The sequence below is a fragment of the Aureimonas sp. N4 genome (genome assembly GCF_001463925.1).
GTDB classification, from domain to species: domain Bacteria; phylum Pseudomonadota; class Alphaproteobacteria; order Rhizobiales; family Rhizobiaceae; genus Aureimonas; species Aureimonas ureilytica_A.
Map to the genome: position 1 here is coordinate 1 of NZ_BBWS01000010.1, position 15,661 is coordinate 15,661.

Below are 15,661 nucleotides of genomic sequence, written 5' to 3' on the forward strand. Positions count from 1 at the left end.
CTGTCTACCTTGCGGAGCCTGTGAAAACAGGGCCGCGACATAGCGAGTGCGCTCGTGAAACACAAGCACCGCCCGAATCGCCGTCCCTAACGAAAGGTGAAAACATCGGCTGAAATTGTGTTCTCAACCGAAAAAGGGACCTGCCTCCTGGCAAGTCCCTTCATTCCCGCAGTTCCATCGTTCCTTGCAGTCCCGTCGGATCAGGTGGCGGCGGCTGCGTCCATCCATTGTTTGTGGCGGTCTTCGTCCGCGAAGGCTTTTTGGAAATAGGCCCGCGCTTCGGCGGGTGCGGCGTCGTTCCTGGAGGCCTGATCATAGGCCATCTTGGTCTCGATCTCGTTGGTCGCCATGGCTTTCAATACGGTCCGATCGCCGACGAGACCGGCCAGAACGACCTTGCCCTTGGTCAGCAGTTCCTTGGCGTCGCCTTCCGTGGGCGCCTCGATCCCGAGCGGTGAGGCCATGCGTCGCAGTTCCCGCGCATGAGCTTCGTGATCCTGCTTGAAGGCCGCGATCTTTTCGCGCGAGGCAGGGTCTTCAAGCCGGTCGATCGTCGCCTGATAGGCGGACATGGCGTCATGTTCGAGGATCAGCAGATTCTGCACCATCTTGTCGAACGTGGATTCGGTTCCGACCGTCGTGACCATGGGTCTCTCCTTGTTGGAAGTCCAAGGAGAAGAAGCGAGCGGATCGACCGTTCCGAACGGCTTTGGTAATCGCGCAATGTTAGGAGACCAACAGGCGCAGCCAAACAGCCTTTGCGTCATGCCATCATGCATGATCGATTCGGACGTGGGATGGACTACAGATCCGTCTCGGTCTTGCTGAGAACCGATCAAAACCCTTCTGATTTCGCGTCAGCGATATGGAGCGGGTAGCGGGAATCGAACCCGCATATTCAGCTTGGAAGGCTGCTGCTCTACCACTGAGCTATACCCGCATTCGTATTCCCTGGAACATATGGTGGAGGGAGTTGGATTTGAACCAACGTAGGCTAAGCCAACGGATTTACAGTCCGTCCCCTTTAACCACTCGGGCATCCCTCCATACTGCTTCAGGGTCTAGAAGCAGGAAGCGTTCGGCTCGCCGTCGCTTCGTGTGCCGGCCTTATGCAGCGCCGCGCCGCGCCTGTCAACACGTCTTCACAAACAAGCCGCAAGCTCGTTTCGAAGCGGTGCTCAGGCGCTACCGAAAGCCCGCGCAGCCGGGCTTTCGAGCGCACACAGCCTATTCAGACGGCCCCTCCATGCTCTAGAAAGAGGCATGAGCGACGACACCCCATCCTCGCGCACCCCCAAGGATGCGCATTACGCCAAGCTTCGACGCGCCCATCGCGAGCGCACACGAGGCCCCCTCCCCGCCGATTCGCGCAAGAAACCCGCGCCCCGGCCCGGCAAACCCGGCCCGGCCGACCGCGTGAGGCTCTATGGCATCCACACGGTGGAAGCGGCTCTCGGCAATCGCGAGCGCGTGCTGCATCGCCTCTATGCGACGCGCAACGCCCTCAACCGTCTCGAAATCGACGAGGCGAACCCGCCCTGCCCGCTCGAAATCGTGGAGCCGCGCTTCCTCGATTCAGAGCTGGGCAGCGACGCCGTACACCAGGGCGTGATGCTGGAGGCCGATCCGCTTCGCGCCAAGCGCCTGTCGGATCTGGGCGCAAGCGACCTGATTCTGGTCCTGGATCAGGTGACGGACCCGCATAATGTCGGCGCGCTACTGCGCTCGGCCGTGGCCTTCGGCGCGGGCGCTGTGGTGACCACCAGCCGCCACTCGCCGCAGGAATCGGGCGTTCTCGCCAAGTCGGCTTCCGGCGCGCTCGAATTCATACCCTATGTCCAGATCACCAATCTCGCCGATGCGCTGAACGAGATAGCCGAACTCGGCTTCCAGACGATCGGGCTCGATTCGGAAGGCGAAGGCGAACTCGAACCTGCATTGAGCGGAACACGAATCGCCCTTGTGCTCGGTTCGGAAGGCAAGGGCCTGCGTCAGAAGACGCGCGAGACCGTCTCGGTGCTCACGCGGCTGGAAATGCCCGGCGCGATTCGCTCGCTCAACGTCTCCAATGCCGCCGCCGTCGCGCTCTATGCGGCGCGTCGCTTCATGGGCAGCGCGCAGCGCGGCTGACCCAACCCTATCGGGCGGCGCGCCGGCAGGCCGCCCGATACACATCCCCCAAGTTCGCGAGGGGCTCGGTGGGCTCGGGCGCTTCGTCCCGGCTCTGGCGTCCTTCCAAACGTTGCAACACGAGACGCTCAAACAGAAGCCGCTGCTCCAGCGTGCTTACCAGACGCCGCTGCCGCTCCACCCGCTTCTCCAGTGTCATCGTCACATTCCCGTCAGATCGCTGGCTGCCTGCCTCGGCTCGCCTTTTAGCGCCCGTGGCTTACGGTAAAAAGGCTGGCATTATCCGGGGCTTGTGGCATAGGCCACACTTCATAAACCATGCGAGGGATGACAGGCTCGTCACCTTCCGCGTGTGGACTCGCGCGGGGGAGTCCTTGGGGGGAACGGATGAAAGCACTTCTCTTCGTCAGCCAGTGCATAGACCGGCTGTCGGCCGGCTTCGCCGTGATCGCGGACTATCTGGTCCTGATCGCGGTTCTGATCAGCGCCGGTAACGCGCTGTTGCGATACACCTTGAACATGAGCTCGAACGGCCTCCTGGAAATCCAGTGGTACATGTTCGCGGCGATCGTTCTCCTGGGCGCAGCTTATACGCTGCGCATGAACGAGCATGTACGCGTCGATCTTGTTTATTCCATGCTTTCGGTGCGCGGACGGCTGCTGATCGACATTTTCGGCTTCGTCGTCCTGTTCCTGCCGGTGATCGGCTATCTTTTCTGGCTGACCTTCCCCTTCTTCTGGCGCTCCTTCGTCACGGGCGAAGCGTCGATGAATGCGGGCGGCCTCATTCTCTGGCCAGCGAAGCTCACCCTGCCGCTCGGCTTCGGGCTCTTGTTCCTTCAGGGCCTGTCCGAGCTGATCAAGCGCCTTGCGGCGCTGAACGGCCTGATCACGCTCGAAACCAAATACGAAAAGCCGCTTCAGTAACTCGGCGTCCGGGGGGACATTTTCATGTTTGAATACGGTCCGATGCCGCCGATGATGTTCGGCGCGATGATCGTCTTTCTGCTGCTGGGCTTTCCGGTGGCGTTCTCGTTGGCTGCCGTCGGCATGTTGTTCGGCGTGCTCGGCGTGGTCTTCGACCATTTCAGCCCTGCGCTTCTGAACGCGCTGCCCTTGCGCTTCTACGGCACGATCTCGAACGATCTGCTGCTCGCAATCCCCTTCTTCACCTTCATGGGCGCGATTCTGGAGCGCTGCGGGCTGGCGGAAGACCTGCTCGAGGGCTCCGGCCAGCTCTTCGGGCCGGTTCCGGGCGGCCTCGCCTATGCGGTCGTGATCGTCGGCGCGGTGCTCGGCGCCATCACCGGCACGGTCGCCGCGTCCGTGATCGCGATGGGCGTCGTCTCGCTGCCCGTGATGATGCGCTACGGCTACGATATGCGGCTGGCGACCGGCGTCATCGCGGCGTCGGGCACGATCACGCAGGTGATCCCGCCCTCGCTGGTTCTGATCATTCTGGCCGACCAGCTCGGCCGCTCGGTCGGCGACATGTATGCCGGCGCGATCGGCCCATCGCTCCTCCAGATCGCCCTGTTCCTCGGCTTCATCTTCGTCGTCTCGAAGATTCAGCCGCATCGCATGCCGCCGCTGCCGCCCGAAGCGCGCACCAAGAGCGGGCGCGAGCTGCTCTGGCAGGTGGCCAAGGGCATGGTGCCCTCGCTGGCGCTGATCTTCCTCGTGCTTGGCACGATGTTCATGGGCCTTGCGACGCCGACGGAAGCGGGCGCGATGGGCTCGGTCGGGGCGATTCTCCTCGCGGCGCTGCACGGCCGTCTGTCCTGGTCGCTGACGCGTCAAGCCATGGCGATGACCATGCGCCTCACCGCCATGGTCGTCTTCATCCTGATCGGCTCCACCGTCTTCAGCCTCGTCTTCCAAGGGATGGATGGCGGCCACTGGATCGAATATCTCCTGTCTCACATCCCCGGCGGGGTCGTGGGCTTCCTGATCTTCGTCAACATCTTCATCTTCTTCATCGCCTTCTTCCTCGACTTCTTCGAAATCGCCTTCATCATCGTGCCGCTTCTGGCGCCGGTAGCGGACTCGCTCGGCATCGATCTCGTCTGGTTCGGCGTGCTGCTCTGCGTGAACATGCAGACGGCCTTCATGCACCCGCCCTTCGGCTTTGCGCTGTTCTATCTGCGCGGCATCGCCCCGCCCAACGTGAAGACCTCCGACATCTATCTTGGGGCCATTCCCTGGCTCGGCCTCCAGCTCATTCTCGTGCTGGTGCTGATTCTCTGGCCGCAGTCGGTGACCTACTTCCTCAAAAAGGAAGCCGTGGTGGACCCGAGCACCATCCAGCTCAACGTCCCGATGCCCGGAATGCCAGCACCGGGCGGCGCGCCCGCGCCGGGAGCCGCGCCGAGCTTCGGCCAGCCAGCGGCCCCGAGCTTCGGTCAGCCCGCAGCGCCCAGCTTCGGCGCTCCCGCGCCGGCACCTAGCTTCGGCCAGCCGGCCGCGCCGTCCTTCGGGCAGCCGGCTTCCCCCGCTCCGGCCCCCGCGCCCAGCTTCGGCGCTCCGGCGACGCAGCCGTGACAACAAAAAAGCCGGCGGTCTCCCGCCGGCTTTTTTGTTCTGTCGGAGCGCGACCCTATCTACCTGCCGCCTGCTGCGAATAGACATAGGTGTCATAGGAATATTCCGCGACGCGGAACCACTCGTAGCTCTGCGAGCGGAACGTCTTCCAAGGGTCGTAGATCGCCTTCCACTTCGGATTGCTCTCCGACAGCGAAGCGTAAAGCTTCATCGCCGAATCGTAGGCGCCGTCCAGAATGTCGCGCGGCAGCGGGCGCAGCTGAACGCCCTTGCCGACGAGCGAGCGGATCGCCTGCATGTTCTTCACGTCGTAGAGCGCCAGCATGTTGATATTGGCGGCTTTCGCGGCCGTATCCAGCGCCACCTTGTAGCTTGCCGGCAGCGTCTCGTAGCGCTCCTTGTTGAAGAGGAAATGGACGGTCAGCCCGCCCTCCCAGAAGGCCGGGTAATAGTAATACGGGGCGACTTGATAGAAGCCGAGCTTCTCGTCGTCATAAGGGCCGATCCATTCCGTCGCGTCGATCGTCCCGCGTTCCAGCGCGGGATAGATGTCACCGCCGGCCAGCTGCTGCGGCACGACGCCGAGCGGCTCCATCACCCGGCCCGCAAGGCCCGCAATGCGCATCTTGAGGCCCTTGAGATCGGCCAGCGAGTTGATCTCCTTGCGGAACCAGCCGCCCATCTGGACGCCCGTATTGCCGCCCGGCAGGCCCTTCACGCCGTATCCGGCCAGGAACGTGTCGAACAGCTCGTTGCCGCCGCCATGGTAGAGCCAGGCATTCTGCTGGCGCGCATTGAGGCCGAAGGGAATGGTCGCGCCGATCGCGAAGGTCGGGTCCTTGCCGACGTAATAATAACAGGCCGTGTGCGCCGCCTCGACCGTGCCGTCCTGCACGGCGTCGAGCGCCTGAAGGCCCGGCACGAGTTCGCCGGCCGGAAACACGTCGATCTTGAAGCGACCATCCGTCATTTCGGAAATGGTCTTGGAGAGAACCTCCGCGCCGCCGAAGATCGTATCGAGCGTGTTGGGAAAGCTCGACGTCAGACGCCAGCGAATTTCCGGTGCGCTCTGCGCCAAGGCCGGCTTGGCGAGTGCCGAGCCGGTCGCCAACGCGCCACCCGCCAAGCCCGCCTTGAAAATGAATTTACGACGATCCACGCCGAGTCCTCCCTGAACACCCCCTCCGCGGGGCATGGCATTCTGGGAGGACATCAGCTCCACACGCAAGGCGCGTCGGTACCTTCACGAAAGCGTGTCAGAGGCGGCGGACCGCCTCTGACGAGATCACGAAGCCCGGCTTATTTCCCGGCGGCCTGCTGGGAATAGACATAGGTGTCGTTCGTGTATTCCGCGACACGGAACCACTCGTAGATCTGCGTGCGGAACTGGCTCCACGGATCGTACATCGCCTTCCACTTCGGGTTCGACGCGTCGAGCTTGGCGTAGAGCTGCTGGGCCGACCCATAGGCCGCGTCGAGCACATCGCGCGGCAACGGGCGAAGCTGCACGCCCTTGCCCACGAGCGAGCGAATCGCGCGCATGTTCTTCACGTCGTAATCGGCGAGCATCCGCGTGTTGCAGACGGTGGAAGCCGCCTCCAGTGCCGCTCGGTAGGTCGCCGGCAGTTCCTCGGTCTTGGCCTTGTTGAAGATGTAGTGGACGGTCGGCCCCGCTTCCCAGAAAGCCGGGTAATAGTAGTACGGGGCAACCTGATAGAAGCCGAGCTTCTCGTCGTCATAGGGGCCGACGAACTCGGTCGCGTCCAGCGTGCCGCGCTCCAGCGCCGGATACACGTCGCCGCCGGCCAGCTGCTGCGCGACGACGCCGAGCGGGGCGAGCACTTGGCCCGCGATGCCGGCGATGCGCATCTTCAGACCCTGAAGATCGGCCAGCGAGTTGATTTCCTTACGGAACCAGCCGCCCATCTGCGTGCCGGTGTTGCCGCCGGGATGCGCCACCACGCCGTAATCGGCAAGGAACGCGTTCACCGCTTCGTTGCCCCCGCCATTATAGAGCCAGGCATTCTGCTGGCGGGCGTTGAGGCCGAAGGGGATGGCCGAGCCGATGGCAAAGGTCGGATCCTTGCCGACGTAGTAATAGAGAACGGTATGCGCCGCCTCGACCGTGCCCCCCTGCACGGCGTCGAGCGCCTGAAGGCCGGGTACGAGCTCGCCGGCCGGAAACACGTCGATCTTGAACTTGCCGTCGGTCAGGTCCGACACCGTTTTGGAGAAAAGCTGCGACGAGCCGAACAGCGTGTCGAGCGTGTTCGGAAAGCTCGACGTCATGCGCCAGCGCAGATCCGGCGTGCCTTGCGCCAAGGCGGGTGCCGCCAGCGTCAGGCTGGCGCCGGCCGTCAGCCCGGCCGACCGAATGAATGTACGACGATCCATGGAATTCCCCCCAGCGGCCCGGCTCGTGATGGAAAGCCTAGGCCGGTGCAATCTCTGCCAACCTCGCGCGGCCGATGAGAGTGGCCGCGTCGCTCTTTCCCTACACGAAACTTGCGCGATCGAAAATTAGAGGTGTCATCCGCCGGACATCGTGATATGGACGCGTCGTGGCCGGCTTAGCTCAGCTGGTAGAGCACCTGATTTGTAATCAGGGGGTCGCGGGTTCGAGCCCTGCAGCCGGCACCACGGGTCCACAAACTTCCCCTTCATCGTTGATCTCTGTGGTTTTTCCCGCGTTTGACGGCGTCGGGTAAATTTCTGAGCATGGCAGTTTGCTCCCGATGTCTCGGTCGAGCCTTGCCTCTTCTTCTGACCCTCACCAATATTGATTGAATCGTATTTTCAATAAAACCCGCCAATGAGAGCAAGCATGTTTTCGCCATAGGCGGCAGACATGCAAATGGCGTGGCCGTTACTGATCAGTTGGTTCGATCTTTAACGGTTTTTTCCATCCCACCTGAACGGCCGGTGGCCAATCTGGCCCCACGCTGAACATGCTGATGGAGCCTATCGATGGCCAAAAAAACGAAAACGAAAGCCGTGAAGGTCGAGACCGGCGAGCCGACGACCAAGCGCGGCCTGTCGCGCAAGGTCAAGATTCTGGCCGGCTGCGCCACGATGTTCGCCATCGTTTCAGGGGCCGGTGGGGCCTATCTTCTGACGCAGTCGCCCGCCCATGCCGTCGAGACGGTTGAAGCCGGCCCGCCCGCCATTCCGGTTCCGATGCCGGTGGAACTCGTCGCGTCCGCTGCGCAGCTTCAGGCAAGCGATTATCAGATCGTGTCGATCTTCCGGAACGAGGCGATCGTCGCGACGCGCGACAATCTCGTTCGCCTGAAGATCGGCTCGTCCGCGCCGGGCATCGGCACGGTGACCGCCATTCAGGCCGGCGACAATGGCGGCGGCGCCATCGTCGGCACGGACGCGACTTTGAAAAGCCTCTGACGGCACGCGAGGCCCGATCTCGGGCGGAGATGGTCCGTCTTCGCGAAATCGATCGTCTCCCCTTCTCGCGTTCCTTCCCAACTCACCATTCGGAAAGGCCAGCCTTCGGGCTGGCCTTTCGCGTTTGCGGCTTCGTTTCGGGGATGACGCCCCTTTTCGAATGGCGGGCTCCGCTATATCCATTCGGACATATCGGATCAGCTGAGGGGTCGTCCGTGACGAATCGTAGATGCCTGTTTCGTCTTTTGACTGCCGTGGCCCTCGTGATCGGCGGGCTGTGCCAGGCTCCCGCTCACGCGCAGGACAAGGCTCCCGTGGTCTTTGCGGCCGCGAGCCTCAAGAACGCGTTGGACGATGCGAATGCGGCTTGGAAGCAGGCCGGCGGCTCCGGCGCGACATTGTCCTATGCCGCGAGTTCAGCGCTCGCGAAGCAAATCGAGGCCGGCGCGCCGGCCGATCTCTTCGCCTCCGCCGATCTCGCCTGGATGGACTATCTCACGGGGCGCAAGCTGATCCGGCCGGACAGCCGCGTCGATCTTCTCGGAAACGATCTGGTTCTGATCGCACCGGCAAACTCGACTGTCTCGGCCGAGATCGCATCGGGCTTTCCGCTCCGTTCGATGCTTTCAGGGGGCAAGCTCGCCATGGCGAATGTGGATTCGGTGCCGGCGGGCAAATATGGCAAAGCCTCGCTGCAAAAGCTCGGCGTCTGGAGCGATGTGGAAGGCAGCGTGGCACAGGCCGAAAACGTGCGCGCCGCGCTGCTCCTCGTATCTCGCGGCGAAGCGCCGCTCGGCATCGTGTATAAGACGGACGCGGTGTCCGACCCGAGTGTTCGAATCGTCGCGACCTTTCACGCCGATTCGCACGAGCCGATTGTCTATCCCTTTGCCCTGACGGCGGACACGAACTCGACGCAAGCCGAAGCCTTTCTCACCTTTCTGAAAAGCGACGCCGCCGCCGCGCTGTTTCGGAAACAGGGTTTCACGATCCTCGATCCGGCCCGCCCGTAAGCGTCGGGCGAGGTCGAGGCATGGAAACAGCGTGGGGCTTCAGCGCGGACGAATGGACGGCCGTGCGGCTCAGCCTTCGCGTGGCGAGCGTCGCGACGCTGGCCAGCCTGCCCTTCGCGCTCCTGGTTGCCTGGCTCCTCGTGCGCACCCGCTTTCCTGGCAAGGCGCTGCTGAACGGTCTCGTTCATCTGCCGCTGGTTCTGCCCCCGGTGGTCACGGGCTACGTTCTGCTGCTGCTGTTCGGGCGGCGCGGGCCGCTGGGCGTGTTCTTCGAGTCCTGGTTCGGACTGGTCTTCTCGTTCCGCTGGACCGGCGCCGCGCTCGCCTCCGCCGTGATGGGCTTTCCGCTGATGGTGCGGGCCATTCGATTGTCGCTGGAGGCGATCGACCGCCGGCTGGAGGATGCCGGCGCGACGCTCGGCGCGGGCCCAGTCTGGGTGTTCCTTCTCGTGACCCTGCCCCTCGCCCTGCCCGGCATTCTGGCGGGCCTCATTCTGGGTTTCGCCAAGGCGATGGGCGAATTCGGCGCGACCATCACCTTCGTCTCCAACATTCCCGGCGAAACGCAGACGCTTCCGGCCGCGATCTATACGCTCACCCAAGTACCGGGCGGCGACGCGGCGGCGCTGCGCCTGACGGCACTCTCCGTCGCTCTCTCCATGGCCGCACTGATCGCCTCCGAATGGCTGGCGACGCGGCTCAGCCGACGCGTCGGCTCTGCATGAGCCTCGATGTGTCCGTGCGTCAACGCCTCGGCGCGTTTCAACTCGACATCGCCTTCCGCGCCGAAGGCGGGCTGACCGCGCTGTTCGGACGCTCGGGCTCGGGCAAGACCTCGCTGGTGAATCTCGTCGCTGGCCTCACGCGGCCGAATGAGGGGCGGATTGCGATGGGAGACCGTGTGCTGGCCGATACGAAGACCGGACTGTTCGTCCCCGCCCATCGACGCCGGATCGGCTATGTCTTCCAGGACGCGCGCCTGTTTCCCCATCTGACGGTTCGACAGAACCTTGTCTTCGGCCGATGGTTCGCCCCTTGGGCGGAACGACGCACGGATTTCGACGGCGTGGTCGATCTCCTCGGCCTGTCATCGCTTCTCGCGCGCCGTCCTCAGCGCCTCTCGGGCGGCGAAAAGCAGCGGGTCGCCATCGGCCGCGCGCTTCTGACCAACCCTCGCCTTCTCCTGATGGACGAACCGCTGGCGGCACTGGACGAAGCGCGGAAGGCGGAGATCATCCCCTATATCGAACGGCTGCGCGACGAAGCGGGCATGCCGATCCTCTATGTCAGCCATTCCGTTTCCGAAGTACGCCGTCTCGCCTCGCATCTGGTGGTTCTCGCTGACGGTCGCGTCGTCGCCGACGGGCCGGCTGCCGGCGTGATGGATCGTCTCGACCTGTTTCCGCTCGCAGCCGATCAGGAGCCGGGCCGAGAACTCGATGCACAGGTCGTCTCGCATGACCCATCCTATGGACTGACCACCGTCGCATTGGCAGGCGCGCGGTTTCATCTCCCCACCGTCGCCGCTCGAATCGGCAGTCCTCTGCGGCTGCGCATCCGCGCGCGCGACGTGATGATCGCGACACGAGCGCCGGAGGGTATCAGCGCGCTGAATGTCGCGCGCGGACGGATCGTGTCCGTCCGGCCCGATGGCCCCAGCGGCATGGATCTGGTGCTGGATTGCGCCGGCGACGAAATCCTCGCGCGCATCACGCGCCGCTCGTTCGACGAACTCGGCCTGCATCCCGGCACCACGGTCTATGCCGTGGTCAAGGCGGTGGCCTTCCGCCCGGCCGGCGAGCGCCGGCCAGAGGACTGATCTCAGACGAAGCGCAGCGTCGCCAGCGGCTTCAGCGCAGCCGCCAACGGATCGATGGCGGCGGGCGGGCTTTCATCCACTGCGACCACGCAGGACGCAAAGGCGACGGGCTCGCGCAAAAGAGCCGCAAAGGCCGTCGCCCAATCCTGTGTGTCTTGTCGGACAGGAATACTGGTTGATGTGATCTGCGCCAATTTAGGATCGGCGAGAAGTCCAGCCAGCCGTGCGGGTGCAAGCTCCAACAAAGCGGCCGGGGTAATGAGGCGGCCCCTGAAGCCGGCCGGCCGATAGCCATCCGCGATCAGCCAATCGGCGAGGCCGGGCGCACGCCCCGCCGCCTGGAGAAGCGGGCCTACGCGCATCCAGGCTGCCTCGGCGCGGCGGCCGGGCACGGTGACGAGAAGAATCGTCCGAGTCTCCATGCTGTTGGCCTGTGCGCCCCAGGGACGGGCCACGACCCCGCCAGCCAACGCCAGCCCACCAGCCAGAACCGCGCGGCGTGTCGGACCACTCGTCACGCCTTTCATGATCCGCCTTCCTCGATCTGGATGGTCTGGCGTAGAAGCCGCGTGCGGTCGGCCGAGGGGCCGACGAGGATTTCGTATTCGCCCGGCTCGACGGAGGGCGTCAGATCAGGGCCGGGAAAGGCGAGCGCGGCCACGGGCAGCGTCAGCATCGTGCGGGCCTCCTCGCCCGGACGCAGCGCCAGGCGATTGAAGCCTTTGAGTTCGAGCAGCGGCCGGGCGACGCGCGCCACGGGCTTCCGCACGAACAGGAAGACCGTTTCCTCCGCCAGATGCTCGCCGTCATTGGCGAGATCGACCGCGACGGTGATCGTCTCGTTGCCCTTCGGCCGCTTCGGCTCGACGGTGAGCGAGGCATAGCGGACCTGTCCATAGGTCAGACCATGGCCGAAGGCGAAGAGCGGCGTCGTCGGCAGGTCGATATATTTGCTGGTATAGTGCCCATCGGATGCGGGCCGGCCCGATGGCCGTTCGCCGAAGAAGATCGGCACCTGCCCGACCGAGCGCGGCCAGGTGATCGGCAGTCGGCCCGAAGGCGAGGCGCGCCCGGTCAGAAGATCGGCGACTGCATGACCGGCCTCGCTGCCGAGGAACCATGTCGCCAGAACCGCATCGGCGCGGGCAAAAAGCCAAGGCACGGCGATCGGCCGGCCGGAGGACAGGAGCACGACGGTCGGCCGGCCGAGATCGAGAACGGCGCGGGCGAAATTGGCTTGATCACCCGGCAGGTCGAGCCCCGTGCGGCTTGCGGCTTCGCCGCTCATGTCGCGCGCCTCGCCGATGGCCAGGATCACGAGATCGGCCTCGCGGCAGAAGGCCAGCGCCGCTTCCGGCCCGCCCTCTTCCGCCTCGTCCACACCGACGCCGCGCGCGTGGGAAATGGCGCAGTCCGGCCTGGCCTCACGCAGCCCTTGCAGAAAGGTGACGCACTCGCCCGCCTCCCCCGCGCCGGACCAGCTTCCCATCATGTCCGTCGCCGCATCGGCCAAGGGGCCGACCATAGCGATCCGCTGCGGACGCTCGGACAGGGGCAGAACCGAACGGCGATGGCTCAGCAACACGGCCGAGCGCCGCGCCGCCTCGCGCGCCAGCGGGCGGTGCTCGGGCAGAAGCGCCCCGGCGCCCTCACCGCCGGGCGCAAGCCCGCGCATCGGATCGTCGAAGAGGCCGAGACGCTCCTTCAGCGCCAGGACGCGGCGCGTGCTCGTCTCGATCTCGCCAAGGGTCACAAGCCCGCGTTCCAGGGCAAGAGGCAGCCCTTGCTCATAAGCGCCGCTCATCATGTCGATATCGACCCCGGCCTTCAGCGCCAGTGCGGCGGCTTCGGTAAGATCGGTCGCGACGCCATGCGCGACGAGTTCCGCAATCGCGTTGTAATCGCTGATGACGACGCCATCGAACCCCGCCTCGCCGCGCAGCCAGCCGTTCAGGAGCGGGCCATTGGCCGTCATCGGAACGCCCGATAGATCGGAAAAAGCTGGCATGACGGCCGCGCAGCCCGCCGCGATGGCCGCTTGAAACGGTGGCAGATAGGCTTCGCGCAGCGTGCGCTCGGACATGTCGGTCGAGGCATAGTCGCGCCCCGCCGAGGCCGCGCCATAGGCGACGAAATGCTTCACGGTGGCCGCCACGCTCCTCGGATCGGACAGATCGTCCCCTTGAAAGCCGCGTACCTTGGCCGCGCCGAACAGCGACTGAACGTAAGGGTCCTCGCCCGCGCCCTCGACCACGCGGCCCCAGCGCGGATCGCGCGAGACGTCGAGCATGGGTGCGAAGGTGAGCGCCACGCCGTCGACGGCCGCTTCACGCGCGCTCGCCCGCGCCGTCGCCTCCCAAAGCGACGGGTCGAAGGCAGCGGCTTCGGCCAGCGGCACGGGAAACACCGTGCGATGCCCGTGCACCACGTCGAAGCCCAGCAGCAGCGGGATTTTCAGGCGCGATTCTTCGATCGCGACGCGCTGGATATCGCGCACAGATCTTGGGCCGAAGACGTTGAGGAGGCTCCCCGCCCGCCCCTCGCGCACCGCGCCGGACGCATCGCCGCCGAGAATCGGCCCGGTGACGGAAAAGCCGGCGGCCAGCATGTTGAGCTGGCCGATCTTCTCCGTCAGCGTCATCTGCGACAGAAGCGCGTCGATGCGCGATGCGGACATGGGCAGGTCTCCGTCTCGAGAGATGTCTTGGACCATGGCGATGGGCCGCCTATCAACCGGTCCTGCGACGAGAATGAGGCCGCGCGTAGGGGCCTGCCCCAGGCGCGGGCCGCTTGCCGGCTGACCATCTCCATGGATAAGCATGGTCTTTCGTCCATGGGAGAGGTGCGCGGATGGCCGTCTTTTCGGTTCGTCACAAGACGGTGTTCTACTACGCTCGGCCGGTCTCGTTCGGTGAGCACAGGCTCCTGTTTCGCCCGCGCGACAGCTACGACCAGCGCCTTCTCAACTCCACGCTCGATATCGATCCGGCCCCGGCCGACATTCGATGGATGCACGACGTCTTCGGAAACTGCGTCGCTCTGGTCCGCTTCGACACGCCGGCCAAGCGCCTGTCCTTCGACGCGCGGCTGACGGTGGATCACGCCCCGCAGGCCGCGCCCGACTTCCAGATCGACCCGGCCGCCCTCACCTATCCGTTCGACTATGGCGCGGACGATCGGCTCGATCTCGGACGGACCATCGAGCGCCATTATCCCGACCCGCAGGACGAGGTCGGCAAATGGGCGCGGCGCTTCCTCGCCCACGGGGACCGGCACACGGATACGGGCAAGCTCCTGATGACGCTGTGCTACGCGATCCGCGAGTGCTTCTCCTATGCGCGCCGACACGAGCGAGGGACGCAGACGCCCTACGAGACGCTGCTGCTGCGCAAGGGCACCTGCCGCGACTTCGCGTTGTTCATGATGGAGGCCGTTCGCTCGCTCGGCTTCGCCGCCCGCTTCGTCACCGGCTATATCTATGTGCCGGATCGGGATGGGTCGGATACGCTGGGCGGCGGCGCCACTCATGCCTGGTGCCAGGTTTTCCTGCCGGGCGCCGGGTGGATCGAATTCGACCCGACCAACGGCATCGTCGGCAATCGTGATCTGATCCGGGTGGCCGTGGTCCGCGACCCCACGCAGGCGACGCCCTTGTCCGGTACCTTCAGCGGCGCCGCTGCCGACAGTCTCGGCATGACGGTGCAGGTCAACGTCATCACCGAAGGTAGATTGGAAGGGACACTGCCTATCGAAGAGGCAATTTGTAAAAAGATTGGAACATAAGCAGCGTTCGTGCCTTCATAGCGAAACGGCGCACTCCGCGCCGCGCGAAGGGGACTCACGAATGCGGATCAAGGCAGGCTTCACGCTGGGATATGAATGCGCGCAGCCCACGCCCATGCTTCTCGTCCTGAATATCCACCCATCGCGACGGGTCGATCTTTTGAGTGAGCAGGTGCTTTACTTCGACCAGCAAGTGCAGCCTTGGACCTACACGGACGGGTTCGGCAACTCCTGCACGCGCATTCTCGCGCCGGCCGGCACGACGCATATTTCTACGAGCTTCGAAATCTACGACTCCGGCGAGCCTGACGCCGTTGCCTGGAACGCCGTGCAGCACGAAATTCAGGACCTGCCCGACGAGGTGCTCGTCTATCTTCTTGGCAGCCGCTATTGCGACACCGACAAGCTCGCGAACTTTGCCTGGCAGCAATTCGGGCACACCGCGCCGGGCTGGGGCCGAGTGCAGGCCGTCTGCGATTTCGTGCACAACCATATCGCCTTCAACTATCAGAACGCCGACTCCACGCGCTCGGCGCATGGCGGGTTCACGGATCGCACCGGCGTTTGCCGCGATTTCGCGCATCTGGCGATCACGCTCTGCCGCTGCCTCAACATCCCCGCGCGCTACTGCACGGGCTATCTTGGCGACTTCGGCGTTCCTCTTTCGCCCGCTCCCATGGACTTCAGCGCTTGGTTCCAGGTCTATCTCAGCGGCCGCTGGTACACGTTCGACGCGCGTCACAATTTCCCGCGCATCGGCCGAATTCTGATGGCGACAGGCCGGGACGCGACAGACGTCGCCCTGTCCACCAATTTCGGCCCTGCCCTCCTTTCGCATTTCCATGTCGTTACCGAGGAAGCGTTCGCCTACGCCTGACGGCGAGGTGATCTGCGACGGATTCGTCAGCCGGCTCATGAGCACGGAACGGGCGAGCCCTTGCCCGATTGCAGTTTCGATAGCGCCGCAGGGCGCTCG

Annotated in this window: 15 protein-coding genes and 3 tRNA genes; 10 read left to right on the forward strand and 8 right to left on the reverse strand. The window is 64.6% G+C overall.

Annotated elements, in window-relative coordinates; genetic code table 11:
• Positions 1–200 precede the first annotated feature (200 nt).
• From AUL28_RS03375 to AUL28_RS03385, 3 genes are all read right to left on the reverse strand, one after another.
• The gene (locus AUL28_RS03375) at positions 201–647 is read right to left on the reverse strand and encodes a DUF2383 domain-containing protein (RefSeq protein ID WP_062230670.1); all 447 of its coding nucleotides are present in this window, start codon (positions 645–647) and stop codon (positions 201–203) included.
• A gap of 219 nt (positions 648–866) precedes the next feature.
• Positions 867–940: transfer RNA gene (locus AUL28_RS03380), tRNA-Gly, on the reverse strand.
• Positions 941–961: 21 nt separating this feature from the next.
• Positions 962–1,046: transfer RNA gene (locus tag AUL28_RS03385), tRNA-Tyr, on the reverse strand.
• A gap of 217 nt (positions 1,047–1,263) precedes the next feature.
• On the opposite strand from AUL28_RS03385, the gene AUL28_RS03390 reads away from it, so the two are divergent.
• Positions 1,264–2,130, forward strand: a complete 867-nt coding sequence (locus AUL28_RS03390; RefSeq protein ID WP_062230671.1) for a TrmH family RNA methyltransferase — start codon at positions 1,264–1,266, stop codon at positions 2,128–2,130.
• A 7-nt stretch (positions 2,131–2,137) separates the two neighbouring features.
• Here the strand turns inward: AUL28_RS03390 and AUL28_RS03395 are convergent, their stop codons facing one another.
• On the reverse strand, positions 2,138–2,329 hold the full coding sequence (locus tag AUL28_RS03395) for a hypothetical protein (protein WP_062230672.1): 192 nt from the start codon (positions 2,327–2,329) through the stop codon (positions 2,138–2,140).
• A gap of 188 nt (positions 2,330–2,517) precedes the next feature.
• Here AUL28_RS03395 and AUL28_RS03400 point away from each other — a divergent pair, with 188 nt between their 5' ends.
• The gene (locus AUL28_RS03400; RefSeq protein ID WP_058634256.1) at positions 2,518–3,057 is read left to right on the forward strand and encodes a TRAP transporter small permease subunit; all 540 of its coding nucleotides are present in this window, start codon (positions 2,518–2,520) and stop codon (positions 3,055–3,057) included.
• Positions 3,058–3,081: 24 nt separating this feature from the next.
• Entirely contained in the window at positions 3,082–4,671 is a 1,590-nt protein-coding gene (locus AUL28_RS03405; RefSeq protein WP_062230673.1) for a TRAP transporter large permease, read from the forward strand.
• Between the two features lie 55 nt (positions 4,672–4,726).
• On the opposite strand, the gene AUL28_RS03410 is transcribed toward AUL28_RS03405, so the two are convergent.
• Both AUL28_RS03410 and AUL28_RS03415 read right to left on the reverse strand, forming a co-directional pair.
• Positions 4,727–5,830 carry a TRAP transporter substrate-binding protein gene (locus AUL28_RS03410; protein ID WP_244493402.1) on the reverse strand — a complete coding sequence of 368 codons (1,104 nt, stop codon included), beginning with the start codon at positions 5,828–5,830 and terminating at the stop codon, positions 4,727–4,729.
• Positions 5,831–5,970: 140 nt separating this feature from the next.
• Positions 5,971–7,065 carry a TRAP transporter substrate-binding protein gene (locus tag AUL28_RS03415; RefSeq protein ID WP_062230674.1) on the reverse strand — a complete coding sequence of 365 codons (1,095 nt, stop codon included), beginning with the start codon at positions 7,063–7,065 and terminating at the stop codon, positions 5,971–5,973.
• A 170-nt stretch (positions 7,066–7,235) separates the two neighbouring features.
• Here AUL28_RS03415 and AUL28_RS03420 point away from each other — a divergent pair.
• The 5 genes from AUL28_RS03420 to modC all read left to right on the forward strand — a co-directional run bounded on the left by AUL28_RS03420 (position 7,236) and on the right by modC (position 10,902).
• Positions 7,236–7,311 (forward strand) — tRNA-Thr (locus AUL28_RS03420).
• A gap of 354 nt (positions 7,312–7,665) precedes the next feature.
• The gene (locus AUL28_RS03425) at positions 7,666–8,070 is read left to right on the forward strand and encodes a hypothetical protein (RefSeq protein WP_192843388.1); all 405 of its coding nucleotides are present in this window, start codon (positions 7,666–7,668) and stop codon (positions 8,068–8,070) included.
• Between the two features lie 215 nt (positions 8,071–8,285).
• On the forward strand, positions 8,286–9,083 hold the full coding sequence (gene modA, locus AUL28_RS03430; RefSeq protein WP_062230739.1) for a molybdate ABC transporter substrate-binding protein: 798 nt from the start codon (positions 8,286–8,288) through the stop codon (positions 9,081–9,083).
• A gap of 20 nt (positions 9,084–9,103) precedes the next feature.
• A complete protein-coding gene (modB, locus tag AUL28_RS03435; protein ID WP_062230676.1) occupies positions 9,104–9,808 on the forward strand; it encodes a molybdate ABC transporter permease subunit in 705 nt (234 codons plus the stop codon).
• Positions 9,805–10,902: a molybdenum ABC transporter ATP-binding protein gene (modC, locus tag AUL28_RS03440; RefSeq protein ID WP_062230740.1), complete on the forward strand. Its 1,098-nt coding sequence runs from the start codon at positions 9,805–9,807 to the stop codon at positions 10,900–10,902. Before modB ends, modC begins: the two co-directional genes overlap by 4 nt.
• A 2-nt stretch (positions 10,903–10,904) precedes the next feature.
• Here modC and AUL28_RS03445 read toward each other — a convergent pair whose 3' ends face one another.
• Complete coding sequence (locus AUL28_RS03445; RefSeq protein WP_062230677.1) at positions 10,905–11,429, reverse strand: hypothetical protein; 525 nt, start codon at positions 11,427–11,429, stop codon at positions 10,905–10,907.
• Complete coding sequence (locus AUL28_RS03450) at positions 11,426–13,579, reverse strand: glycoside hydrolase family 3 N-terminal domain-containing protein (RefSeq protein ID WP_062230678.1); 2,154 nt, start codon at positions 13,577–13,579, stop codon at positions 11,426–11,428. The genes AUL28_RS03445 and AUL28_RS03450 overlap by 4 nt, the downstream gene beginning before the upstream one ends.
• A gap of 173 nt (positions 13,580–13,752) precedes the next feature.
• Between AUL28_RS03450 and AUL28_RS03455 the strand changes: the two genes are divergently transcribed.
• Together AUL28_RS03455 and AUL28_RS03460 are read left to right on the forward strand one after the other, a co-directional pair.
• Positions 13,753–14,685, forward strand: coding sequence for a transglutaminase family protein (locus tag AUL28_RS03455; protein WP_062230679.1), 933 nt, complete (start codon positions 13,753–13,755; stop codon positions 14,683–14,685).
• A 61-nt stretch (positions 14,686–14,746) separates the two neighbouring features.
• A complete protein-coding gene (locus tag AUL28_RS03460; RefSeq protein ID WP_058598946.1) occupies positions 14,747–15,562 on the forward strand; it encodes a transglutaminase-like domain-containing protein in 816 nt (271 codons plus the stop codon).
• The last annotated feature ends 99 nt before the right edge of the window (positions 15,563–15,661 follow it).

Bases quoted from the DNA above. Each gene is read 5' to 3' on its own strand.
- AUL28_RS03395 (WP_062230672.1), bottom strand. From the start codon at position 2,329: ATGACACTGGAGAAGCGGGTGGAGCGGCAGCGGCGTCTGGTAAGCACG.
- AUL28_RS03450 (WP_062230678.1), bottom strand. From the start codon at position 13,579: ATGTCCGCATCGCGCATCGACGCGCTTCTGTCGCAGATGACGCTGACG.
- AUL28_RS03375 (WP_062230670.1), bottom strand. From the start codon at position 647: ATGGTCACGACGGTCGGAACCGAATCCACGTTCGACAAGATGGTGCAG.
- AUL28_RS03390 (WP_062230671.1), top strand. From the start codon at position 1,264: ATGAGCGACGACACCCCATCCTCGCGCACCCCCAAGGATGCGCATTAC.
- AUL28_RS03400 (WP_058634256.1), top strand. From the start codon at position 2,518: ATGAAAGCACTTCTCTTCGTCAGCCAGTGCATAGACCGGCTGTCGGCC.
- AUL28_RS03405 (WP_062230673.1), top strand. From the start codon at position 3,082: ATGTTTGAATACGGTCCGATGCCGCCGATGATGTTCGGCGCGATGATC.
- AUL28_RS03455 (WP_062230679.1), top strand. From the start codon at position 13,753: ATGGCCGTCTTTTCGGTTCGTCACAAGACGGTGTTCTACTACGCTCGG.
- modB (WP_062230676.1), top strand. From the start codon at position 9,104: ATGGAAACAGCGTGGGGCTTCAGCGCGGACGAATGGACGGCCGTGCGG.
- modC (WP_062230740.1), top strand. From the start codon at position 9,805: ATGAGCCTCGATGTGTCCGTGCGTCAACGCCTCGGCGCGTTTCAACTC.
- AUL28_RS03415 (WP_062230674.1), bottom strand. From the start codon at position 7,065: ATGGATCGTCGTACATTCATTCGGTCGGCCGGGCTGACGGCCGGCGCC.
- AUL28_RS03445 (WP_062230677.1), bottom strand. From the start codon at position 11,429: ATGAAAGGCGTGACGAGTGGTCCGACACGCCGCGCGGTTCTGGCTGGT.
- AUL28_RS03460 (WP_058598946.1), top strand. From the start codon at position 14,747: ATGCGGATCAAGGCAGGCTTCACGCTGGGATATGAATGCGCGCAGCCC.